This window comes from Campylobacter sp. BCW_6889 (assembly GCF_001762535.1).
GTDB lineage: Bacteria > Campylobacterota > Campylobacteria > Campylobacterales > Campylobacteraceae > Campylobacter_D > Campylobacter_D jejuni.
Map to the genome: position 1 here is coordinate 40,003 of NZ_MJWZ01000007.1, position 24,269 is coordinate 64,271.

The following is a 24,269-nucleotide window of genomic DNA, read 5'->3' on the forward strand; positions in this document are numbered from 1 at the left end:
TTTATCCTTTTTGATTATCCCAACAAAGAACAGTTTGCCCTTCTTCATTTTTTTCAACATCGCCCATACCCATGATGTTATATCCTGCATCGACATAATGTATTTCACCTGTAATACCATTTGCCAAATCACTAAGTAAATACATAGCCGAATTTCCTACATCTTCTATGCTAACATTGCGTTTTAAAGGAGAATTGATTTCATTGTATTTTAAAATCATTCTAAAATCCCCTATTCCACTTGCTGCTAAAGTTTTAATAGGACCTGCTGAAATAGCATTAACACGAATTCCTTTTACCCCTAAATCTCTTGCCAAATAACGCACAGAACTTTCAAGTGCAGCTTTTGCTACACCCATAACATTATAATGAGGTACATATTTAACCCCACCAAGATAACTTAAAGTCAAAATCGAACCCTTATCTTTTAAAATAGGTAAAACTGCACGTGTTAAAGAAAGTAAAGAATACACAGAAGTTTGCATAGCTATATCAAAAGCTTCTTTTGAAGTTTCTAAAAAAGAATTTTCTAAAGCTTCTTTTGGAGCAAAAGCAACCGCATGCACTACAAAATCAATCTCGCCTAAATCTTTTTTGATTTTTTCAGCGATAGAATCTAAATGCTCATTATTGTTTACATCAAGCTCATAAACAAAATTAGAATTAAACTCTTGTGCTATAGGTTCTACGCGTTTTTTTAAAGCATCATTTAAAAAAGTAAAAGCAAGCTGGGCTCCTTGATCAAAACATGCTTTTGCTATGCCATAAGCGATAGATTTATTATTCGCAACCCCTACAATAAGGCCTTTTTTACCCTTCATAATCATCTTTTATCCTTTGATTAATTTTATAAAATTTTCTACTTTTAAAGCTGCAGAGCCTATCAAAACTCCACCACAATGATTTACACTTAAAATTTCTTTGATATTATTTTCATTCACACTTCCACCATAAAGCAAAGGTACCTTGGTTAAACTCGCTAAAAATTCAAGCACTTTAGCGATATCTGTACTTTGTGCGCTCACTCCCGTTCCTATAGAATAAATAGGCTCATAAGCGATGATGAGTTTTTCATAATTTAAATCAATAATTTCAAGTTGTTTTTTTAAAAACTCTAAAGTCTTGCCTGAATTTTTTGTATCTAAATTTTCACCTATACAAAAAACAATTTTATAGCCATGCTCTTTAGCAAAATCAAATTTAGCCTTAATAAATTCTTCATCTCCTAAAGCTCTTCTTTCAGAATGCCCGATTAAAACACATTTGATCCCAAATTCGTCCAAATGCTCTTTTCCAAGCTCGCCTGTAAAAGCACCATTAACACAAGGATAAAAATTTTGGGCTCCTTGTATGAAGTTATTTTCATTTTCTAAAAATGCTACACTAGGTGGGAAAACGATAATATCATCACATTTTGCTCCCATAGTTTTATTTAAAATTTCAGCATAAATTTTAAAACTTGCTCTTGTGTGATTGCATTTTAAATTTGCAGCAAAGATCATTCATTTTCCTTAGATCTTAAAGCTTTTACACCTGGAAGTTCTTTACCTTCTATAAGTTCAAGAGAAGCGCCACCTCCAGTGGAAATAAAAGTCATTTCATCTGCATCACCTGCGCGCGCAACCACATCAGCCGTATCACCGCCTCCAACAACAGAAGTTGCATGTCCTTCGCTGATATAATGACTCATTTTAATACTGCCTTTTGAAAATTTGTCAATCTCAAAAACACCCATAGGTCCATTCCACCAAATCGTTTGCGCATCAGAAATCACCTCTTTAAAAAGTCTCACACTTGCAGGTCCTATATCTAAACCCATCCAACCATTTGGAATTTCTTGCGCTGGAACAAATTTCATCGGCGCATCTTGTGAGCACGCAGGAGCGGCTACAACGTCTACTGGAAGATAAATTTTCACTCCTAAATTTTTACCCTTGGTAAGAATTTTATTAGCTTCTTCTAAAAGTTCTTCTTCTAAAAGTGAATTTCCTATATCATAACCTAAAGCTTTTAAAAAAGTAAATGCCATACCTCCACCTATGATTAATTTATCTACCTTTGGCAATAAATTTGTCAATGCTTGAAGTTTTCCACTTACCTTTGAACCTCCAACAACAGCGACAAAAGGACGTGCTGGATGTTTGATAAGATTGCTTGCAAAATCAATTTCTTTTTGGAGTAAAAATCCTGCACCTTTGTGTTTTTCATCAAAAAAATTAGTAATAGCCTCCACGCTAGAATGTGCTCTATGGCATACTCCAAAAGCATCATTGATATAAACTTGAACCATAGAAGCAAGTTCTTTGGCTAAATTTTCATCATTTTTAGTTTCGCCTTTTTCAAAACGCAAATTTTCAAGAAGTAAAATTTCACCCGCTTTTAAATTCATAGCTTTGGTTTTTGCATCTTCGCCGATAACATCTTTTGCCATAATAATTTCTTTATCTAAAAGTCTAGCAAGACGCTTAGCAACAGGTTCTAAAGAATATTTAGAGCTAATTTCTTTTGGACGCCCTAAATGAGAGGCTAAAATCACACTACAACCATTATCCAAACAATATCTTATCGTAGGAATAGCTGATCTTATGCGTCTATCATCGGTGATATTTAAAAAATCATCTTGAGGAACATTAAAATCACATCTTATAAAAACTTTTTTCTTAGCTAAATCAATATCTTTTATAGAAATAATATCACTCATGATTAAGCCTTATTTGCAATATATACTGCCATATCTACTAGACGACTTGAATAACCCCATTCATTATCATACCAAGCAATCACCTTGATAAAATCATCCGCAATCACTTGAGTTAAATCACTTGCCATAATTGCTCCATAAGAACAAGTGATAAAATCACTTGAAACTCTTTCATCATCATCTACCATTAAAATGCCTTTTAAATTTGTAGTTGCAGCTTTTCTAAAAGCTTCATTGATTTCATCTTTGCTGACTTTACGGCTTAGTTGTGCAGTTAAATCCACGCTTGATACATCAATCACTGGCACACGCATACTTTGTCCATGAAGTTTGCCATTAAGTTCAGGCATAACAAGTTTCATAGCTTTTGCTGCACCTGTAGAGGTTGGAATGATATTTTGTGCTGCAGCACGAGAACGGCGTTTATCTTTAGCTTTAGCATCAATAATACTTTGTCCATTTGTATAAGCATGTATTGTTGTCATAAGTCCTTTTTCGATACCAAAATTATCTTGTAAAACACGACAAACAGGACCTAAGCAATTTGTTGTACAACTTGCATTAGAAATAATGCTTTCACCCTTGTAAAGTTCTGAATTTACTCCTAAAACATAAGTAGGTGTATCATCTTTTGCAGGAGCACTCATGATCACTTTTTGCACTCCCATATCTATAAATTCTTGACATTTTGCCATAGTTAAATGCGCCCCTGTGCATTCTAAAACAATTTGTGCGCCGTGTTTTGCAAAGTCAAGATCTTTTACATTGCGACTTTTAAATACTTTGATTTTTTTACCATTTACCACTAAATCATCGCCTTCACTATCAACACTGCCTTTAAATTCACCATGTACTGTATCGTATTTAAAAAGGTATTTTGTAAGTTCAATATCCGTAGTATCATTTATCGCCACAAGCTCAATATCATTTCTTTCTAAGATGATTCTTGCAACACATCTGCCTATGCGTCCAAAACCATTTATAGCAACTTTTACAGCCATTTAATTTCCTTTTGCAAAATATAATGTTAATATTCTACAAAAAAAAGGTTAAAATTTTAATGAAGATAGCACTTTTTGGTGGCAGTTTTGATCCGCCGCATAATGGTCATAATAGCGTTGTTTTAGAGGCTTTGGAAAAATTAGATATTGATAAGCTTATTATTATGCCTACTTATATCAATCCTTTTAAACAAAGTTTTAGTGCTGATGAAAAGCAAAGATTCTTATGGGTTAAAAAACTTTGGGGGCATTTGCCAAAAGTTGAAATTTGTGATTTTGAAACCAAGCAAAAACGCCCTGTTCCTAGCATAGAAAGTGTTAAGTATCTTTATAAGTTTTATAATCCTAGTAAATTTTATCTTTTAATTGGTGCTGATCATTTAGAAAAACTTCATCTTTGGCATGATTTTGAAAAACTTAATTCTTTGGTAGAATTTGTTATTGCTAATCGCAATGATATAGAAATTCCTAAGAATTTCAAAGATTTAAAAACCGATAAAAAAATCGCTTCTTCTTTCATACGCAATACTTTAAATACAAATGAAGTTTGCGAAGAAATTAAAGATGAAGTAAAAAAATATTATGAAAAATTACAAAAAAATTGATACAATTTCAAAAATTAAAGGAAAATAATGCAAGAAAGAATAGATTTAATCGTTAAAATTTTAGATGAAAAAAAAGCTGAAGATATCAAAACCATTGACATGAGCGAGCAAGAATACTTTGTAAAATATGTCATTATCGCAGCTACTTTAGGAGAAAGACACGCTCTATCTTTGATCGATGAGCTTAAAACACAACTTAAAGCCAAAGGTGAGGAATTTTTAAACATAGATAGTAGTGAAGAATGGAGCGTGATTGATCTTGGTGATATTTTAATCCATCTTTTAACACCAGAACACAGAGGAATTTATAATATAGAAGAATTATTAGAAAATCTTAAAAAAGGTAGGGTTTAAAAAGACTAAATTTAATTAGCCTTTTAATTTTTAGAGATTATCAATATATTCTTTAATTTCTTTTTTGATTTTCTCTTTTTGTTCTTTTAAAGCTTCTTTTTTAGCTTTATACTCAGCCTTACTCATATAATCTTTTTGTTCTTTTAAAGCATCAAGTTCTTTTTCGATTTTTTCCACTTCTTGTTCTTTAAGTTTTTTAGCTTCTAACTTTTTATCATAAAACATAGGATCTTTAGCACAATCATTTTGTACTTGTTTTAAAGCAAGCTCTAAGCTTAAGGTTCTAGCTGTATCATTATGCGCTTTAGAAAAACTGATTTCTTTATTGATACGATCGATTTTTCTATCACATTCACTTGCACCAAAAGCAAAGGCACATAACGAAAGTAAAACAAGTATTTTTTTCATTTTTAATTCCTTTTTAAAATAAATTTAAATCGCAAAATATTATCTCATCAATTCTTAAGCCTAGCTTTTATATCATCAAATAAAGTAAATACCATACTTTCAAGCTCTTTTGCTCTTTCTAAAGAAGTTGCTTCAAAGCGTGTGATAAGATAAGGGCTGGTGTTAGATGCACGAAGCAAAGCCCATCCATCGCCAAAATCTATCCTAGCTCCATCGATTTCACAAAGACTTTTAACACCTTTTAAAGCTCCTTTTTCAATCTCTTTTTGAAATTCTTCCACAAGTTTAAATTTTTCTTCTTCATTTACAGGAATTTTAATTTCAGGCGTAGTATAAAGTTTTGGTAAAGCTTTAATCATACTTTCTAAATCAAAACCTTTATAAACAAGTTCTAAGGCTCTTAAAAATGCGTAAATTCCATCATCATAACCAAAATATCTATGTTTAAAGAAAATATGTCCGCTCACTTCAGCAGCCAAATCAATATCTTTTTCTTTCATCATTTTTTTGATATTAGAATGTCCTGTTTTTCCCATAAAAATAGTTCCAAATTTAGCCACTTCATCAAAAAGATTTTTAGAACATTTTACCTCACCTAAAATGCGTGGATTAGGAATATTTTTAGCAAACAAATAACAAAGCTCATCCCCGCAAAATACATGAGTTTTACTCAAAGCAACCATTCTATCAGCATCCCCATCAAAAGCAAAAGCTAAAGAATAATCTTGATTTTGATTTAAAAACTCTCTAATTGCACTTAAGTTTTCTTCTTCTGTAGGATCTGGAGCGTGGTTTGGAAACTGTCCATCAGGCTCTGCAAACATTACATGAGCTTTTAAATTTAAAGCCTTGATTAAAGGCTTTATCACCACTCCAGCCGCACCATTTGTGCAATCAACACCAAATTTATAATTAAAATCCTTTAAAAAACTAAATTGCTCGCACATAAATTTCACATAAAGGCTTAAAATATCGTATTTTTCTACTTCTAAATTTTCTTCAATCTCATCATCTAAATGCTTATAAACTTCTTTTGAAAACTCTTTTAATTCTACACCAAAAAAACTTTCTTTATTGATAGTGATTTTAAAACCATTATAATCTTTTGGGTTATGAGAGCCTGTTATCATAACATTTGCATCAAATTTCAAGCCCTCATAAAGACTAAAATACCCCAATGGAGTTGGTACAAGCCCTATATCATAGATTTTTATTCCCGCTTTGTTAAGTCCACTTACTAGATAATTAAAAAGTTCATTTGCACTATATCTTGCATCATAGCCCACACTTACATTTTTACAGCCTTTATTTAGCATGGTTTGTCCCAAGCAAAAACCTATAGCCTTAACACTTTTTTCATTTAGTTCTTTGCCATAAAGCCCTCTTATATCATATTCTCTAAAAATCACATCTAACATTTTTTTCCTTTAAATTCATCTCTTCTTTAACCTAAATTTATCGTTTTTCTAAAGCAAATTTGGATAGAAAAGAAATTTTTGCTACAATTTTACATTAATTTCACTAAATGAAGGAAAATTTATGGATGAAGAATTAGAAAACGAAGAAACGAAAAAGAAAAAAGGCGGTTCACTTGTAATTATTATTGTTATTTTACTTTTTGTTTTACTTCTTAGTATTATGGGAGTGATTGCTTGGCTTATTTCAAGCAGTTCAAGTGATGAAAGTGAAGTCAAAGAAGCTCCAAAAGAAGAAGCAAAAGCTGATAAACCTAAAGTTTCAGCCCCTACTCAACGAGGTAGTGATTTTGCTAATATAGGTCCTATGTACCCACTTGATCCTTTTACCCTAAATTTACTTAGCGATAGCGGCTCAAGATATGTAAAATGCACTATAGAACTAGAACAAAATAGTGAACTTTTAAAACCTGAACTTGATAAAAAAGTCCCGGTGATTCGTGATATTATTATTCGTACATTAACAGCTAAAACTTTTGAAGAAGTAAGTACACAAAAAGGCAAAGAACGTTTAAAAGATGAGCTAGTTGGAAAAATCAATGAAATTTTAACCGATGGCTTTATTAAAAATGTTTATTTTACGGATTTTGTAGTTTCTTAAATGCGTGTAGGCTGTGATATCATCGCCATTTCTAGGATAGAAAAAATTCATTCTAGACATGGCAAAAATTTTTTGGATAAATTTCTAAGCTCAAAAGAACAAATACTCATTAAAAATCCAGCAACTCTAGCAGGTCTTTGGGCTGCTAAAGAAGCTGCTAGCAAGGCTTTGGGTGTTGGAATTTGTGAATTATGCAGTTTTTTTGATATTGAAATATCAAAAGATGAAAAAAACGCGCCTAAATTAAAATATTCTCAAAAAATTACAAAAAATTTTAATATCACTCAAACTTCCCTAAGCATTTCTCATGATAATGGTTTTGCTATAGCCATAGTGGCTATAGTTTGATTATTTTCCTATAGTTTGCTTGTCTAAATTTCTTGAAAGTATGAAATCTACCACAGGTTGTTCTCTTTTATTTGCTCTTTTACAATGATCTTTTTGAAAAAAATCTGTGATTTTTATAACAATCCTTGCCCATTTTTTACGATTTCTTTCACGCCACGCATGAGAAGAAACGCTCTCCCAAGCATAGCCATTAAACAAGCTTGCATTTACAAAATGATCTAAGGCTCTAACACCCTGTCTTGCTCGTGCGGTATTAAAAAAAGTTCCTATAATCACGATAAAAAGATATCCTAAAACTGCTAAAGGTACTATTGCACAAAGCAGAATAGTCCCTGCTAATTTTTCTTTTAAGCTTCCTTTTAAAGTGCGTTTTACACGACGACGAAAATTGGCACGAATTTTAGTTCTAACTCTTTTCATAACTCTCTTTTGCTAAATTTTATCCTCATACCATTAGCCGAACGCACTGTTAAACGCCCTACTACATCAGGTACAAAACCTTCTTCAAGTTCTAGCTTGTAAGTTTTTAAAATATTAGCCAAAATCAAAATCGCTTCTTGCATAGCAAAACCTTGTCCTATACAAATTCTTTCCCCTACCCCAAAAGGCAAATAAGCATCTTTTTTGTATTCTCCTTCAAAACGAGAAGGATTAAACCCATGTGGATTTGTCCAAAATTCTTCATGTCTGTGTATCAGCCAAGGAGCAATCACCACCCCAGAACCTTTTTTAATAAGCTTATCTCTAACTTGGGTATCTTTTTTTGCCTCTCTTGCAAAAAATCCAACAGGAGGATAAAGTCTTAAAGATTCTTTAAAAATATTTGTTAAGTATTTAAACTGTCTTAGGTGAGAAATTTCAATGGCTCCACCCTGTAAAACCTGAGTAATCTCCTCACAAGCTTTTTCTTGCTCCTTAGGATAAAGACTAAGCAAATAAAGCGTCCATGTCAAAGAACTTGCTGTGGTTTCATGTCCTGCTAAAAAAAGCATAGCCACTTGATCTAAAATTTCCTCAAAAGAAAAACGCTTATTCGTATCCGCATCCACTACTAAAAGCAAAGATCCTAAAATATCTTCAAATTCTGCATTATCTGCCATATCATATCTTGGCTTTATGATGTCACTTAAAACCTGTCTGATCACATCTCCAGCCTTAGCACGCTTACGATCTCCTAAAACATAAGAAAGCCATTTTGGAAAACGAAACATACGACGCATGGCTGTATGCACACTTTGCTCTTGAAAAGTCACAAAGGCATTTAAGATTTTTTTACCTTTTTCCTCATCGAGTTTTGAAGACATAATGGTGCGAAAAATCACATCAGCGGTAATAAAAGTCATAGCTTCATCTACTTCAATAACAGCATGATTTGGATACTTGCTAAAACGATCCATCATATCTGCCACAGCTTCACTCATAAGATTAAACACTTTATTGATACGAGTCATTTCAAAACTTGGACGCAAAAGCTCTCTTTGCTTTTTCCAAACTTCACCATTTGTAGTAAAAATGCTCTCCCCTAAAAGCGGACTTAAAAGCTCATGCAAAAATGCACTTTTAGGAAATTCTCTAACCTCATCAACCATCATTCTTTTAACTTCTTTAGTGTCATTTATAACATAAAGATCAAAATTTGGCATCTTCACATAGCCTGTTTGCATTTTATAACTACGCTCATAAAGCCCATCAAGCCAAGATCTACGCTTTAACAAAAAAGTTAAAAGTGTAGAAGCTTTATTTTTATAAGGTTTTGGAAAAAAGGGACATTCACTCATATTTTTACCTTTTCTTCTAAAAATTTAGGCATTATGATGAAAGAAAAAAAATCATAATCACCTTTAACACTAATACTATAAAGATATAAAAAGTGCGCTTTGTTTTTATCTCTTTTTATTTTTTTATACTCATGTTTTTCATATAAAGTGTGAAATTTAGTACTTAAAAATGGGGGTGTAAATTTAGCATTTACACCACTCGTGCGGAAAAAATCCACTTGAGGAAAACATGCTCCATCAATAATCGATGTGTAATCATACCATTTTAAATCAAACCTTGAAACAAATTCAAGCTTCTTTCTAAATTCATCTGCTTTTTTTTGATAACTCACTAAAGGTATACATTCTCCTAAAGTAAGAATTTTTAATTTACGAAGTAAAGATAAATCTAAATTTTGTCTCAAAATACACTCCAAAACTTCTATACAAACTATAGTTCCAACACTATGTGCTACTAAAATAAGCTCATAATCTTGTTTGCTTTCGTTTTGTTTTAGCTTCTCTACTATAGCATTTGCAAAAAGCTTGATTCTTTCTTGCATAGTGCCTGTTTTTTTATCTTGCCAAGTAGCACAAAAAGCACAAATTCTTGCTATCCAAAATACAGCTAATTTCTTACCTAATTTAAATAAAAAATGATTTAGTAAAAATCCTAAAAAACATCCTATAATGATAGCTAAAGAAAAATGCATATAATTTTGCAAAAAAGCAAAACTTCCAAAAGCTAAAACCAAAGAAAATAGTAAAGAAAATAACACATAAAAAAAAGGATAATAACCTGTGATAAGTTGATAAATCGACTCTTTGCCAAATTTGATAAAAAGCCCTGTGATAGTATAAATTCTAAAAAAACTATAACAATCTGCTAAGGCATCTTTATAATTTTCTGACCAATTTTTCTTAACAATATCATTCCATGTTAAAAAATGATATTTAGTTTGCACTCCCTCGCAAGAAATTTTAAAAAAAGGAAATTGCTCATTTTTTTCAATTTTACTTAAATCAGCTTCAATGTTAAAAGCATGAGAATAATCTTTTAGGTTTTTTTTAAATAAATCATAATAAAATCTATAACTTTTAGGATCATATCCTGCTATATAAAATACTTCCCTATTCATACAATATTTCTTTTTACTTTTAATTATAACAACTTTGCTTTAAAAGCTCTCTTAATCAAAGCTTTTTAGTCTTATTTGTCTAAAAAGAAATTTTTGTAAAAATTGCCGTTGAATTGATTAGTTTGTAAAAGGTATTTCTTAAAATTACATGCCAAAATAGGATTGGGTTTATAAGCATGAGCTTCACGCCAAAAAAATTGAAGCTTCTTTGGATAAGATAAGCCTTCAAAATCATAAAAAGCATTGCCACAAACCTTAGTCGGACAGCCTTCTAAAATAGCACTAAGGCCTACTGTTGAATTTATAGTAATACAACCTAAAGCCTTTCTTAAAAGAACTGGCAAGTGGGTATCATGAACATATAAAACCCTTCCTTCTACATGATATTTTTGACTTAAATCATTTATGAGTTTAGAATAATTCTTATAACCCCTATCCATGGGATGGTGTTTAAAAACTAGATAAGATTTAGCTCTTGCATGGTTTGCAAAAGAAAGTATGGTTTCCTCTATAAAGTGCTCTATGCTTTTTTTGTAATGATATTTAATTTGCGTATCGCTATAAACTTGTAAAATCGCCAAAAAGTACTTTTTTTCTAAATTATAAATCTTTTCATTTAGTTTTTTTTCTGTAATCTTGTAAAGATATTTTCTGTATAAAGATCTAAACCAAAATAAAAATTCAAAAGGATATAAAGTGCGATGATGAAGTTTGTTGTTAAAAAATGGGGCCAAAATAAAAGCAAACAACCAATACAAAAAGGCATCAAAAGCCATAAATTTAAATCCACCTGGAATTTCTTTTATGCTTTCTTTGGTAAAAATATTTTGAGAAAGATAAAAATTTTTATCACGCGGTAAAGAAGAATTTGCATTCACCCCATCTTTTTCCAAAGTAATACAATAAGGCCTTAAATATCCTTCTTCAAAAATCCATATTTCAACTCCTAATTCTTTAGCCACTTTAATAGCCTTAGCATGGATAATACGACAATCATTATACATTAAAATAGCATCGATTTTTTTGCTTTGAAAAAAATCTCTATAGAAATTTTCAAGATCTTTTTCATCGCACTTACACCTCGTTCCACTAGGATAGAAAAAAAAATCTCCACCGTTAAAATTGAGTTTAAAAACTTTGGTTTGTTTTTTTTTCATTTTTATTGCAAGAAGGTGAAAAAAATTTCCCACAGGTCCTTGCAAGAGTAAAACATTTTTACCGCTAAATTCTTTTTTAATTTTAGTGCTAAATCTCATTTCTTTGCTAAAAATTCATAAAATCTTCTTATTTTTCTAAGTATAAAAGTTTTAAAATCTATTGCCAATTTTATATATTTTTTTGAAAAATAAGCTTTTTGTAAATTTAGCATTATATCTAAACAAACTTCAATTTCACATAAAGTTTTTGTTTTAGGATTTATATATCTTGGATATGTGATCAAAGCACCTGCTACAAGCTCTTCTAGGCTTAGTTTTCTTGTTCTTCTTTCGCATCTATATTTATCTTTTGTTAAACCCCAGCCCGCATAAAAAGGCATGCCATAAGTAAAAACTTTTTTAGCTCTTAAAAGAGCATCAAAACCACTTGTAGAAGTAATAGTGTGAATTTCATCAGCAATTTTTATAGCACTATCAATACTGCAATCTTTTACAATCTCATCACAAAATTCCAAGATGAGTGTTTCATCTTTTAAACCTACACGGTTGCCGCTTAACACATCAGGATGGGGTTTAAAGATGATATAAGCATCTTGATTTTTAGAACGTACCTCCTTAAGCAAATCAAGAGTAGATAAGCCAAAACCTCCTAAAATCATCGAAGCATCATCTTCAACTTGAGCGGGGATTAAAATAACCTTTTGTCCTATTTTGGCATTGATTTTTAAGTCTTCATGCTTTAAACCATTATATTTTGAAAAGCGGTTCTCAAGTAAGGTTTTTATAATATTTTTTGCCCTATTTAGCATATTTTTATCAAAAATTTCATTTTGCAAAAGTTCTTCTAATTTGCTTACTTTATTTGGATCTATGTAAAGTCCTTTATCATCAACGATTAAAGAAAAAGGGCGCGTAAGATCAGAACCTAGTGAAATTGAGCGGATAAAACCATCTTCCACAAAAGAAACTTTAGGGGTAAAACTAGTTAAATTTTGCTCTTTTGCCTTTACTAAAAGCAAATTTTTAAGAGTATTTTCATCATATTTTTTACCCCAAATAAAGAATTTATCATCTTCTTTAAGCTTGTATCTAGCTAAAGATTTAATAGAATTTAAAAAAATAATTTCATTATTTTTAGCCTTAAAAAAAGGCTTGATAAAATACCTTTTCCATAAGGTAAAGCCTAGCATAAAAAGTCTATTAGAATTTGCCTTTTCTATATCTTTATATTTTGCTAAAGTTTGAATAGTATCAAAAATATTACTTTTTTGATTTAAATAAGGATTAAAATACTCGCTATAAAGTATATAAGCAGCATAGAAAACTTCTTCTAAACTTCTTTTTTGCATCCTTCTTTTACACTCTAATTTATCTTTTGTTAGACCCCAACCTGCATAAAATGGCATGCCATAACAAACACACTCGCATTCTTGTATCAAAGCTTCAAAACCCATACCAGAAGTTTTAGTATAAACCTTATCAAAAAACTCAAGCAAGGCTATGGGATTAAAATTTTCACTGATTAAAATACATTCTTTAGGTAAGGAATTTATATCTAAATCACTTTGTTTTTTACCACTTAAAACATCAGGATGGATTTTTATATAAATTTTAGAATCAGGATTTTCTTTTATGGCATCTTTTATCATATCGACAGTTTTAAAATCTTTAGCAAGCCCAAATTCAAGAGAGGCATCATTGGCCGTTTGAGCAATAATTAAAACACGTTTTTCATCTTTTTGAAAATAATCATCTGGGATATCAAGATTGTTATTATACTTGCTAATTTTATATTTTTTGATAAGCTCTATAGCTTTTTTAGCTTGCTTGATTTCTTCACCTTTAAATTCATAAGTATTTAAAAGATTTTCAAGTTTTGAAGGCATTGTTGCATCATAATAAATGCCTATATCATCTTTAACCATAGAAAAACTTGGGCTATTTTCAACCCCTAAGTTTAATGAGCGGATAAATCCATCTTCTAAAAGTATGAATTTAGTATTATATTTTTTAGCTAAATTCATAGCTTTTAAACCTGATTTTTTACGTCCCCAGCCAAAGAAAAGATCATCTTTGTTGATTTTTAAATTTTTCTTATATAAAAAAATGGTATAAAAATTTTTAACATTAGTGATAAGTTTTTTTGATGTTGAGTAATACTTCATAAATATTTCTTTTAAAAATATTTTTAAAAGAATTATAACAAATTTTTTATATCAAAAATTCAATTCTATAATTTTTATCAAAATTCAGAAAAAATATTTATATTTTTATTTTTTTGATATCTCAACCAATAACCCGCCATCATCGAAGAAATTAAAACAGTTAAAATAAGTGTTGTAAAAAAACTTACATTAATAATCTGATAATAATAGGCAACACTCGCTAAAACTATTCCTGGGCCACCTCTAGCATTCATAGTAATTGCAAAATTAATTCTTGAAATATTGGAAATTTTAACAAAATTTAATCCTATATAACAACCTAAAAATTTCAATAAACATGCAAGAACTAGGAAGAATATAAACATACTAAAAGAAAATTCATGCAAAACGTTTAATTGAATACCGATCAAAGCAAAATAAATAGGAATAAAAAATGAAAAAGCCATATCTGAAATACCGTTAACTTTTTCTCTTAATTCTTGATGATTATTTAAAATATTTTTTATTAAAAAACCTACAAGAAATGAAGTATACATAGGATTGATATGAATCATATTTAAAAAAGCTATGGATAAAAATAATACAACAAAGCTTAAAGTAAAAAAATCAATTGTATTCATGCGAAAAGAAATTTTTTCAAAGAAACGAGAAATTACCTTCACAGCTATAAATAAAAATAAAGTAAGAAAAGCGGTTTTAAGATTGCTTATTAAAGTTAAATCTTGATTTGTTGCGGCATTAATAGTAATATTTAGTAAAATCCATAAAAACAAATCTTGTATTGTTGAAGTGGTTAAAACTATGCTTGCAAATCTTGTTTTAATCACTCCTATATCAAAAAATATTTTTGATATCACAGGTATAGAAGTTACAGCAATGGCTATTAAAAAAACCAAATCAAAAGATAAATCATTCCCCTTTATTCCAATAAAACTTTCTTTAAAATAATCAATAAAAAAATATCCCACACCAGCAGATAAAAAAGTACCACCTAAAAATAAAGTAGAAATAATCTTAATATTTTGTTTTTCAAAACTAATTTGCGTATTAAACCCTGCAATAAACATTAAAAATATCAAACCTAATTGATAAAAAATATTTAATATCCTCCCTTGCTCATTAAATCCATTAAAGATATCTGTAAGTAAATCAGGAGCAAAAATATACAAACCACTTGCCCCCAAAACAAAACCACCAAAAATTTCACCAATTACTTTTGGAGCTTTAAATAAAGTAAATAATTTTCCAAAAACAAAAGAAGAAAATAATAAAACTCCTAAAGATAAAAATATAATACTAATATTCTCAGGACTTAAAGATTCAAATTTCATATTGCTTTCTTAAAGAATGATTTTTTCATTATTGATTTCATCTTGTATTAAATTTAAAATCTTAACACATTCTTCTACATAGTGTCCTACAGCTGTTTCTTCAGAAAGTTGCACACCAAAAACTCCACTTTTTGCAATATTATATAAATCATCAATTTCTGCAATAGTAGGAATAGGTTTTTCTTCCATATTTTTTAAAATTTGCGTAGCTAAAAATACTTTAATTGCATTATGATGTGCCATTTCTACAATATAATTTTGAAAACGTGGAATTTTTTCTATACCAATTTCTGTGGATAAATCTCCTCTATCAATTAAAATATATTCTACTTCTTGCAAAATACTGTATAAATTATTCACTGCTTCTAAAGTTTCAATTTTAGAAATAATCTTAGTATTTGAACGAAGCACTTGTTTTAATTCTTGTATATCACTTGCTTTTCTCACAAAAGAAGCTCCTACATAAGCTATATCAAACTCATTACAAAGCTTTATAAGCTCCTTGTCTTTTTCAAATAAAAAAGGAATATTATCATGCAAATTTCTTACGTGCATACCCTTATTATTTAAAAGCAATCCTGTGCTTTTAGATGTAAATATAATTTCTTTATCGTTAACTTCTTTTACAATAAATAAAAACACACTATCATTTGCATAAACCTCCATACCTGGTTTAATCAGCTTATAAAATTCTTTATAGTTAAACTGATCGATTTTTAAAGAAAAATCCTTATCTTTTTCTACTTGAATAGCCTCGCTAATCCCTGAAGTTCTAATTTTATTTCCTGGTAAATCAATCAAAATATCAATATCAACTTTTTGTTTTCTTAAATTAATAATAGTATTTTTAATACTCTCTATATCTCCATGAGCTCCATTGATTCTATAAATAAATTTATCTTGATGAATTTGATTAAGATTTATCTTTCCACCTAAACTAGGACCTGTTGTTAAAATAAGCTTCTTCATTGTCAATCCTTTAATCAATAAAAATATTTTCTCTACCTAAAGCAAGTATACTAGCAGAAATTTCCGAACGCATCATAAGTTCGCTAGGAATTTTACCTTCACTTAAATCCTTTCTAATTTGCGTACCGCTAATTGCAATTCTATGTTCTTTATAATGTGCACAATTTTTTTCACTCACAATTTTTTGACATTTAGAACAATAATAAGGTTCTTTCAAAAGTAAAAAATCTATACCTAAATCATAACGCATTGATAGATCTTTAGCCAACTTTTGCGCCTCGTAAATTCCATAATAATCTCCCACTCCCGCATGATCTCTGCCAATGATAAAATGGGTACAACCCATATTTCTTCTAAGTAAAGCATGAAAAATAGCTTCTTTAGGACCCGCATAACGCATAGCAGTTTGTAAACCTTGAATATAAACTCTATCTTTAGGATAAAACTCATCAAACATAGTTTTATAAGCACTCATCACTGCTGCTTCGGTAAAATCTCCTTGCTTTTTCCAGCCTGTTAGAGGATTAATAAACAAAGCATCGCAAATTTCAAGCGCAATTCTTTGCAAATGTTCATGAGCTCTGTGGATAGGATTTCTTGTTTGAAAACCCACTATGGTCTTAATATCAGCATTAAAAACATCTTTTAAAATATTTTTATATAAAGAATCTTTATAAAATTCTTCTTTAAGTTCTATTTTTCCACCAACACGCAAAGAAGAGCGTTTTTTTTCTTTTATAATACCAGGATGTTTTTCATCTTTAGTTTGAAAAATTTCATAAAGATCCTGATCTTGAACGCAAAATTTATCTTCGATTTGAATATTTCCTATAAATTTGTCTTGATAATATAAATCTTGCTTTTGTCCCACATAAATATCTTTAAAATCATCCACTTCTAAAGTAATAGGCAAGGTCCATATTTCACCATTTAAAAGTTGCATTTCATAAATTACTTTTTTATATTCTTCATAATTCATAAAACCTTCCAAAGGATAAAACACACCGCTAGCAAAATATTTTAAATCTAGGAAATTTTCATGGGTAACTTGTAACATTTATTCGCGCTTTGAATTATCTAAATTTTGAGAAAGCGCTGTTAAAATAAGGCAAACCTTATCATCAAGTGCTGTCATTTGAGTATTGTCAATCACTAAATCAGCTTTTGGTTCATCATACGGAATGTCTACACCCACGACATTTGAAATTTCACCCTTTAAAGCTTGGGTATATAAATTCTTTTTATCGCGTCTTTTCAACTCTTCAAATTCACATTTTATATAAATTTCAAAATAATTTTTTAAATATTTGCGGTTATACTCATAAATTTCATTCCACATAGAAATCGCACTTACAATAACTATCATTCCTTGATTGCTTAAAAAACGAGCAAAATCGGATCGTTTAAAGGATACATCCATACGACCTTTTTTATCATAGGAAAAATATCCCAAAAGCTCTCTTAACTCATCTCCATCAAGATAGATAACATTGTCATATTTCTCTTTTAATTTTCTATACAATGCTTGCGCTATATAACTTTTACCACTTCCTGCTAAACCTGTAAGCCAAATAGTTAAATTATGTTTCATTACACATCTGCTCAAATTTTTGATAATATTTCCATTGTTTTAAATGCTTTGGATAATTTATTTTTATAAAATTTAATTCTTCATCTAAAATATCTTTTAATTTTAATCGCAAATCTTTTCTCATTTGTAAATATTGCAAAATTTCTTCTTCTGTAATAAGATTGTTTTTAATCTTTATCTCATTCTCTTCAAACGCATCCATATAACCGTTTAAATATTTTTTGCTATCTGTAAAACATTTTTGATTATTCTTTAAAATATTATATTCTTTTTGTTTTATTAATAAAATAATATTATCAAACACTAACTTTCTTTCTTTAAAAATTTCAGAAGTAATGTCAATATAGTCTTCATTTATCATCTTAGGCCCTAAAGAATTAAAATACATAAGATTTTTTGTAGTAATTACTATATTAATACAAATTTCACCTATAACAATAGAATATACAACTGGAAGCACAACCAAATCACCTTGATGGCGATTAATTCTTTTAGAAAAAAAAGAATAATCACATTTTACATTAAAAAATTTATCAGCTATAAAATCAAATGTTTTTCGAGCATTTAAACCAGAGATTTCATTAAGTTCAAAACACAATACATCTTTTTTTAAAATTTTAATTCTTTGATATGATTTAAAGTAAAGTTCATAATTATCTAAAACTTTTATCAAGCTATTCAATTCAGGTTTGCTTGAATTAGAATACCAGTAAAGTATTTCTGGAAAAAGCTCTTTAAAATTTGAATTTAAAGTTATCTGTTTCATCATTGGTTTTATTTTACTGTTTTGGTCACCTATATGATTTATTGCATGCCTGATAATTGATATTGGATCTCTACATATATACAATAAAGGAACATTACTAGTAAATAAATAGTAAATTTTATCATTATTTTCAAACACTCTTGGGGCTATTGCTACATGTGTTTTTTTGCTTAATATATACGTATAATTATCAATATAAACTTTTTTTTCATCTTCCCAACCATTTGCATTAATAGTTGAAATATCTGAATAATTAAAAAATGTATAAATAGCCATTGTTCCACTACATGCAGCCCATAGCCATATTAATTTATAATTTTCAGGCAATGGTAAATTCATTTTCCAGGCTAATTCGCCTGAAATATTATGATAATTTATTTTTTCTGATTGATCATTAAGTTTTTTAGGGTCAAGTAAAGAAGGATAAGGATGATTTACATCTTGAAATCTTTGCTTAAAATCACTTGATAACAACCATTCTTGTATCATTTCCAAATGATTTAGTGTATAATTAAAATTTTGAAAAATAACTTTTAATACTGGCATATAATTTTTATGCGAGTCTAAAATAAGTTTCAAATTATCTAAATTACACATGAATAAATTTTTATTTTCAGCGAGTATAATATAAATATTTTCTTCAAACTTTTTAGAAAGATCTAAAATTTCTTTTATTATTTTATAATATTTTTTAGTTTGTTCTATATTTTTAAAAAGAAAAAAATACCCATCTCTAAACTTATTCATATCAGCCTTGATTAAAACTTCTCCTAGCATATAAGATAAATGAAATTTATATCTCAGGGATTCACTATAATCAGGACATGTTTCCAAACTTGGATATTTAAGTTGAGGAAAGATTTGTATGGTTTGTTGATAAATTTTTTGTTCTTTTTTATGTTGTTTTTTAATTTTATAAAGTTTTTTAAATAATGCTATATACCCCCCCCCATTGTTTGTAAAATCAATCATAGCTTGACCCAGTTTATAGGCTAAATGATTTTTTACTCTTTCTATAGCTGAGTTTGGGTTATGCATGAAAATTCCTTATAAAATTTTAGTCTCTCTCAAATCCCTTTTCAACCTAGGCACATCTTTGAGAATAAATTTGATATACCCCCCCCTATACCAATTCTTACTAGCTTTAATAAAAGCTTCTCCTAATTTATAAGTAAAACATTCTTTTTCTTTTAAAGCTTCTTGATAGTCTGGGTAGGATTCTAAAGAAGGTAAAGCTAAATTTGAGTTTTTTTTTATTTTTTCTTCGTAAACTTTTTGTTCAAATTTATGTTTATCCTTTATATATGATAATACAAAAGGCATTCTTATATAGCCTAATATACTTTTTGAATTAGTAATTAAGACTTGTCCTAGTTTATAGGATAGATGGTCTTGGATACGAGACTTGGCTGAATCAAATTTTAACCTAGTTTCAATCTGTAAAGAATGCGTCTGTACTAATTTCATTCTTAAATTATATTCTTCTATAATATTCTTATAATCTTCAACTGGAGGTATTAAATATGAAAAATCATAATTTGTTGCAACATTTTTTAAATTACTTTCTTTTATATTATTAAATTTAGCTAACAAAAAATAAGATATGCCACAATGATTAGCAGTATTAATATATTCACCCTTAGGAACCCATACGCTTGGTTCTGTAACACTGTTATTTTCTCGATTAAATTGCATAAAACTAGATTTATCAATAATAAATTCTTTTTCAAGGCTATGAAAAAGATAATAAGATGATTTTATTCCTTTAACAATTTTTGTTGTTTGGTTTTTTAAAATAAAACTTGAAAAACAATAATCATTTTTTTCTTGAAAAAAATTACAAACAGCAATTCCAATAACATGATATCCTGCTAAATTATTATTAAAATAAAGTCTTGTGTTATTGTCAAGTTTATATATATTTTCATTAAGTATAGAATTTTTTAATTTTTTACATTCTAAATTATAACTTAAGTTAAATATTTCCAAAGGAGATTTAATAATAAAATTAGGTATCACAATGTTTTTCTGTATTGTTTTTTTAAAACAGTAAATTTCTTTTATAATATTTTTTCCAAGAATTTGCATAATAGATCCCAACTGATGGTATCGATCATTAGTTGAAAAAAAATCATTTACCTTCTTTTTATTATAATATTTTTGCATATCTATATAATTAAAATTGTAAGTTTGAATTTTGTTTTTTATAAGATTATTAATTTTATTTAAATTATTTTCACATTCTTTTGTTAAAGATTGCATAGGTAGTAATATATTAACAATCCTTGTATTTAGATTTGATAAAATTCTAAACAGTATTTCCAAATTTCTATCAAGTATTTTTACATCAAATTTTACATCATTGAACATACCATATTCATTTAAATTAAGCTCTATAACAATCAGCATTGTTGCTTGAAAAACCCTTTTGTTCTTGATAATTTGAAAAATCTTTTGAAGAGAATCTGATGCCCCTAAAGCAAAATTATAAAATTCTAAATTACATGTTCTATTTTTATCTTGATTATATTTAATTATGCCTTCTCTTAATCCTTTCTGGAGTCCATTTACCATAACTGAATTGCTTCCACCAAGTAAAACTACATTTTGATTATTCATTTTTAAACCTTTCATAATCTCTAGGCACGCCAATATCTATAAAATAATCATCAAAAATACAAGCTCTAGCCTTTAGTTTTTTATAGTTTTCTTGTAAAAACTCTTCAAAAGAAAATTTTTTCTCTAAATCAAATTCATTAAAAATATCTTTAGCTAAAAGATAAATTCCACCATTGATTAAACCTTGCTTTTTAAATACCTTTTCCTCAAAAGAAATTACAAAACCTTGTTCATCAACATTTACTGTGCCATATCTATCAAAATCATTCATTTGCTTTAAAGCAAGGCAAATTCTACTTCCATTTAGCTTTAATTTACTTAAATCTATATCAAAAAAAGTATCGCCATTTAAAACATAAGCTTTATTTTTTACAAATTTCAAAGCTTCTTTTATAGCTCCACCCGTTCCTAGAGGCTCTTTTTCTATGCTGTATTTTATTTTTATACCTAAAAACTCATCTTTAAAATACTCTTTTATCACTTCATATTTGTATGATACTGCTAAAATTACTTCTTTTATACTTTGCTTTTTAAGATACTCAAAAATAAATTCTAAAAAAGGTTTATCATTTATCGGTGCCATAGGCTTTGGAATGTCTTTTACAACACTTTTAAGCCTTGTTCCTAAGCCACCGCAAAGTATTATTGCTTGCAAGAAAAACCTTTACCAAAAAGCTCTTCTTCAACGATAGCACAAATAATATGTCCTATTAAAATATGTGCTTCTTGAATTCTTGGCGTGCAAGTTGAAGGCACTTTTATACAATAATCACAAAGTTCATTCATAGCCCCGCCACTAGCTCCACTTAAGCCTATACTTATGATTTCTTTTTGTTTGCAAAACTCTAAAGCTTTTAAGATATTTTTACTATTTCCACTTGTTGAAATGCCTATAAAAACATCTCCTTTAACTCCTTGAGCTTGTACTTGTCTAGCAAACAAATTTTCATAACCATAGTCATTGCCAATAGCTGTTAATACGCTAGTATCTGTCGTAAGTGCGATACTTGCGATCCCTGGTCTATCAAAATAAAATCTACTTACAAATTCTCCTGCGATATGCTGTGCATCAGCTGCGCTACCACCGTTTCCTGCAAGCAAAGTTTTGTTACCATTTTTATAAGCTTTTATGATTTCTAATGAAGCATTTTTAATAAGAGTTATTAAATTCTCATCTTTTAAAATTTGCTCTTTTACCAAAATTGATTCTTGAAAATGTTCTTTTACATAAGAATTTAAATTCTCCATGATTTAACCCCCTCTTTTGTAAATGAAAAATCCTGCACATAACCTTGCTCTTTGCTTAAAGCTTTGATTAGGTTGTATTTTTTAGTAGGATCTATGAAAAAAAACATAAATCCACCTGCTCCTGCTCCACTGGTTTTGCCACTATAAGCTCCATTTTGCATAGCTAAATGATAAATTCTTTCAAGCTCATCGTTGCTAACGATTTCTGAGATGATTTTTTTTGACTGCCAAGACTTACCTAAAATTTGCGCTAAAGTATCAAAATCCGCCTTAAATAAAGCTTCTTTCATCTTGATGGCATCTTGTTTTATCGCGTGCATGGCCTCTAAAGACTTTTCATCTCCAAGCTTTCCTTTTTTATGCTCTTCTATATCTTTTGCTTCTCTTGTGATATTTGTAAAATAAAGCACAGTTCTAGCTTCAAGCTCACTAGCTATCCAGTTTTTAATACGCAAAGGATTAACGATTACTCTTTTATTATCATAAAATTCCATAAAATTAAATCCCCCAAAAGTTGCGGCGTATTGATCTTGTGCTCCGCCTACTATGCCTAAATCTTCTCTTTCTATCTCATAAGCAAGCTTAGCGATTTCATATTCCCCTAAAGGTAGATTAAGCCATTCTGTAAAGGCTTTTATAACCCCCACAACCAAAGTCGAGCTTCCACCCAAGCCACTACCACTTGGTACATCTGAGTATGTATGCAAAGAAAAACTCAAAGGTTTTTTTGTAAAATCTTTTACAATGCGATTGTAAATACTTTTAAAAATATCTAACTTTCCATCATTTTCTAAAAATTCTTTGCTTTTATACTCACAGTAAGAATTTGTATCAGGAGAATCAAAAATGATTTTTTCATCTTCTCTTTCGATCAAAGTACAATGTATGTATAAAGATATGGTCGCATTTAAAACATAACCTGTGTATTTATCACAATATAAATTTATATCAGTTCCCCCACCTGCTAGACCGAGGCGAAGTGGAGTTTGTGTGCGTATAGTTTTCATCTATTCAAAGGAATCCTTCCTTTTTTAATCTCATCTCTCCAATGATTTAATAAATCCTCAAACATTTTTCTAGCTGGAATTTCTGGTTTCCAATTGATAAAACTTTTGATTTTTGTATTATCAAACATTTGATAGTCTGCATCAATAGGACGTAGTCTTTCTTCATCTTGTTCTACTTTAATATCTTTTCTTGTAGAAAAAGATAAAAGTATATCAATAACCTCAGGGAGTTTAAAAGCTTCTTCTCCTGCTATATTAAAAGCTTCCCCACAAGGAACTTTTCCTTTTTCACTTTCAAGAGAAAGTAGATAATAAGCCCTTATAGCATCACGACAATCTTGAAAAGTTCTTACGCTTGAAAGATTTCCAACCTTGATAACCGGTTCTTGATAACCTGCCTCAATAAGTGCAATTTGCTTTGCGACAGTGCTTTCAAAAAATACATCAGAACGTCTTGGGCCACTATGTGTTCCCATTCTTGTAACAAAAGTGCGAATGTTATAAGCTTCGCCATAAAATCTTCCTAAATAATCAGTGCTGATTTTGCTTATACTATAAGGACTTGCACCGTGAAAGGCGGTTTCTTCATTAAGCTTAATGCCTGCTTTTGCCTTGCCATAAACTTCGCTTGAAGAGCAAACATGCACTACGGGATCATAGTCGTCTTTCACCTTTAAAATTCTAATGTTTTCCAAAATATTTGCTGTGCCTATGATATTTGTTTGTAATGTTTCTATAGGTATATCAAAAGACGTTTTTGGATAAGACTGCGCGGCCAAATGAAAGATCACATCCGGTCTTTTGCTCTCAAAAAGTTTTTGAAGACTAGAGTAATCATTTAAATCTGCATAAAAAATGCTAATTCTATCTTTTTTATTAATTCTATCGCTTAAATGATAGATATTGTCCATAGGCTCTTGCCAACGCATCATACCTATAATATCATAGTCAGTATTTTTCAGAAGAAAATCTGCCATTTGCGAACCAACTTGTCCTGTAAATCCTGTAATTAATGCTGTTTTACTCAT

General features: G+C 29.4%; 24 protein-coding genes and 1 pseudogene. 4 read left to right on the forward strand and 21 right to left on the reverse strand.

All coding sequences use genetic code 11. The features are described from left to right. Nucleotide 1: 1 nt before the first annotated feature. From fabI to gap, 4 genes are read right to left on the reverse strand one after another with little or no spacing between them, the layout of a single operon-like run. On the reverse strand, nucleotides 2-826 hold the full coding sequence (gene fabI / locus AJ939_RS00750) for an enoyl-ACP reductase FabI (RefSeq protein ID WP_070275982.1): 825 nt from the start codon (nucleotides 824-826) through the stop codon (nucleotides 2-4). A 3-nt stretch (nucleotides 827-829) separates the two neighbouring features. Next, nucleotides 830-1,501, reverse strand: coding sequence for a triose-phosphate isomerase (locus AJ939_RS00755; RefSeq protein ID WP_002859678.1), 672 nt, complete (start codon nucleotides 1,499-1,501; stop codon nucleotides 830-832). Next, nucleotides 1,498-2,700 carry a phosphoglycerate kinase gene (locus AJ939_RS00760; protein ID WP_002875244.1) on the reverse strand — a complete coding sequence of 401 codons (1,203 nt, stop codon included), beginning with the start codon at nucleotides 2,698-2,700 and terminating at the stop codon, nucleotides 1,498-1,500. The genes AJ939_RS00755 and AJ939_RS00760 overlap by 4 nt, the downstream gene beginning before the upstream one ends. A gap of 2 nt (nucleotides 2,701-2,702) precedes the next feature. Next, nucleotides 2,703-3,701, reverse strand: coding sequence for a type I glyceraldehyde-3-phosphate dehydrogenase (gap, locus tag AJ939_RS00765; RefSeq protein WP_070275983.1), 999 nt, complete (start codon nucleotides 3,699-3,701; stop codon nucleotides 2,703-2,705). Nucleotides 3,702-3,760: 59 nt separating this feature from the next. Between gap and nadD the strand changes: the two genes are divergently transcribed. Together nadD and rsfS are read left to right on the forward strand one after the other, a co-directional pair. After that, nucleotides 3,761-4,306 carry a nicotinate (nicotinamide) nucleotide adenylyltransferase gene (nadD, locus tag AJ939_RS00770; RefSeq protein WP_044779525.1) on the forward strand — a complete coding sequence of 182 codons (546 nt, stop codon included), beginning with the start codon at nucleotides 3,761-3,763 and terminating at the stop codon, nucleotides 4,304-4,306. Between the two features lie 27 nt (nucleotides 4,307-4,333). Beyond that, nucleotides 4,334-4,660: a ribosome silencing factor gene (gene rsfS / locus AJ939_RS00775; RefSeq protein ID WP_002855339.1), complete on the forward strand. Its 327-nt coding sequence runs from the start codon at nucleotides 4,334-4,336 to the stop codon at nucleotides 4,658-4,660. A gap of 30 nt (nucleotides 4,661-4,690) precedes the next feature. Here the strand turns inward: rsfS and AJ939_RS00780 are convergent, their stop codons facing one another. After that, nucleotides 4,691-5,068: a DUF1090 family protein gene (locus AJ939_RS00780; protein WP_002932559.1), complete on the reverse strand. Its 378-nt coding sequence runs from the start codon at nucleotides 5,066-5,068 to the stop codon at nucleotides 4,691-4,693. Nucleotides 5,069-5,115: 47 nt separating this feature from the next. Beyond that, nucleotides 5,116-6,505 (reverse strand): annotated as a pseudogene (gene pgmL / locus AJ939_RS00785) (phosphoglucosamine mutase PgmL). Nucleotides 6,506-6,607: 102 nt separating this feature from the next. Between pgmL and fliL the strand changes: the two are divergent. After that, nucleotides 6,608-7,144, forward strand: coding sequence for a flagellar basal body-associated protein FliL (gene fliL / locus AJ939_RS00790; protein WP_002855429.1), 537 nt, complete (start codon nucleotides 6,608-6,610; stop codon nucleotides 7,142-7,144). Then, nucleotides 7,145-7,492 (forward strand): holo-ACP synthase, encoded by a 348-nt coding sequence (gene acpS / locus AJ939_RS00795; protein ID WP_070243143.1) that lies wholly within the window; start codon nucleotides 7,145-7,147, stop codon nucleotides 7,490-7,492. Here acpS and AJ939_RS00800 read toward each other — a convergent pair whose 3' ends face one another. The 15 genes from AJ939_RS00800 to AJ939_RS00870 form a co-directional block, all read right to left on the reverse strand. After that, nucleotides 7,493-7,912, reverse strand: coding sequence for a hypothetical protein (locus tag AJ939_RS00800; RefSeq protein ID WP_002862076.1), 420 nt, complete (start codon nucleotides 7,910-7,912; stop codon nucleotides 7,493-7,495). Next, nucleotides 7,909-9,270 carry a cytochrome P450 gene (locus tag AJ939_RS00805; RefSeq protein WP_052782845.1) on the reverse strand — a complete coding sequence of 454 codons (1,362 nt, stop codon included), beginning with the start codon at nucleotides 9,268-9,270 and terminating at the stop codon, nucleotides 7,909-7,911. The genes AJ939_RS00800 and AJ939_RS00805 overlap by 4 nt, the downstream gene beginning before the upstream one ends. Next, complete coding sequence (locus AJ939_RS00810; RefSeq protein WP_070243144.1) at nucleotides 9,267-10,388, reverse strand: DUF829 domain-containing protein; 1,122 nt, start codon at nucleotides 10,386-10,388, stop codon at nucleotides 9,267-9,269. The genes AJ939_RS00805 and AJ939_RS00810 overlap by 4 nt, the downstream gene beginning before the upstream one ends. Nucleotides 10,389-10,459: 71 nt before the next feature. Beyond that, nucleotides 10,460-11,644 (reverse strand): capsule polysaccharide modification protein KpsS, encoded by a 1,185-nt coding sequence (gene kpsS, locus AJ939_RS00815; RefSeq protein WP_022552397.1) that lies wholly within the window; start codon nucleotides 11,642-11,644, stop codon nucleotides 10,460-10,462. Beyond that, complete coding sequence (locus AJ939_RS00820; protein ID WP_070243145.1) at nucleotides 11,641-13,710, reverse strand: capsular polysaccharide biosynthesis protein; 2,070 nt, start codon at nucleotides 13,708-13,710, stop codon at nucleotides 11,641-11,643. The genes kpsS and AJ939_RS00820 overlap by 4 nt, the downstream gene beginning before the upstream one ends. 77 nt (nucleotides 13,711-13,787) lie before the next feature. Continuing rightward, on the reverse strand, nucleotides 13,788-15,041 hold the full coding sequence (locus AJ939_RS00825; protein ID WP_070275984.1) for a cation:proton antiporter: 1,254 nt from the start codon (nucleotides 15,039-15,041) through the stop codon (nucleotides 13,788-13,790). Between the two features lie 9 nt (nucleotides 15,042-15,050). Further along, nucleotides 15,051-16,010: a pyruvate kinase gene (locus AJ939_RS00830; RefSeq protein ID WP_070275985.1), complete on the reverse strand. Its 960-nt coding sequence runs from the start codon at nucleotides 16,008-16,010 to the stop codon at nucleotides 15,051-15,053. Between the two features lie 10 nt (nucleotides 16,011-16,020). After that, the gene (locus AJ939_RS00835; RefSeq protein WP_053869587.1) at nucleotides 16,021-17,067 is read right to left on the reverse strand and encodes a sulfate adenylyltransferase; all 1,047 of its coding nucleotides are present in this window, start codon (nucleotides 17,065-17,067) and stop codon (nucleotides 16,021-16,023) included. Then, nucleotides 17,068-17,601: an adenylyl-sulfate kinase gene (locus tag AJ939_RS00840; protein WP_002855392.1), complete on the reverse strand. Its 534-nt coding sequence runs from the start codon at nucleotides 17,599-17,601 to the stop codon at nucleotides 17,068-17,070. Continuing rightward, on the reverse strand, nucleotides 17,591-19,405 hold the full coding sequence (locus AJ939_RS00845; protein ID WP_070275986.1) for a DUF2972 domain-containing protein: 1,815 nt from the start codon (nucleotides 19,403-19,405) through the stop codon (nucleotides 17,591-17,593). Before AJ939_RS00845 ends, AJ939_RS00840 begins: the two co-directional genes overlap by 11 nt. A gap of 9 nt (nucleotides 19,406-19,414) precedes the next feature. Then, on the reverse strand, nucleotides 19,415-20,986 hold the full coding sequence (locus tag AJ939_RS00850; RefSeq protein ID WP_083261791.1) for a hypothetical protein: 1,572 nt from the start codon (nucleotides 20,984-20,986) through the stop codon (nucleotides 19,415-19,417). Continuing rightward, on the reverse strand, nucleotides 20,979-21,641 hold the full coding sequence (locus tag AJ939_RS00855) for a nucleotidyltransferase family protein (RefSeq protein ID WP_070275987.1): 663 nt from the start codon (nucleotides 21,639-21,641) through the stop codon (nucleotides 20,979-20,981). Before AJ939_RS00855 ends, AJ939_RS00850 begins: the two co-directional genes overlap by 8 nt. Next, nucleotides 21,629-22,234, reverse strand: coding sequence for a D-sedoheptulose 7-phosphate isomerase (gene gmhA2, locus AJ939_RS00860; protein ID WP_070275988.1), 606 nt, complete (start codon nucleotides 22,232-22,234; stop codon nucleotides 21,629-21,631). The genes AJ939_RS00855 and gmhA2 overlap by 13 nt, the downstream gene beginning before the upstream one ends. After that, nucleotides 22,222-23,241: a D-glycero-D-manno-heptose 7-phosphate kinase gene (gene hddA, locus AJ939_RS00865; RefSeq protein WP_070275989.1), complete on the reverse strand. Its 1,020-nt coding sequence runs from the start codon at nucleotides 23,239-23,241 to the stop codon at nucleotides 22,222-22,224. The genes gmhA2 and hddA overlap by 13 nt, the downstream gene beginning before the upstream one ends. Next, the gene (locus tag AJ939_RS00870) at nucleotides 23,238-24,269 is read right to left on the reverse strand and encodes a GDP-mannose 4,6-dehydratase (protein ID WP_070275990.1); all 1,032 of its coding nucleotides are present in this window, start codon (nucleotides 24,267-24,269) and stop codon (nucleotides 23,238-23,240) included. The genes hddA and AJ939_RS00870 overlap by 4 nt, the downstream gene beginning before the upstream one ends.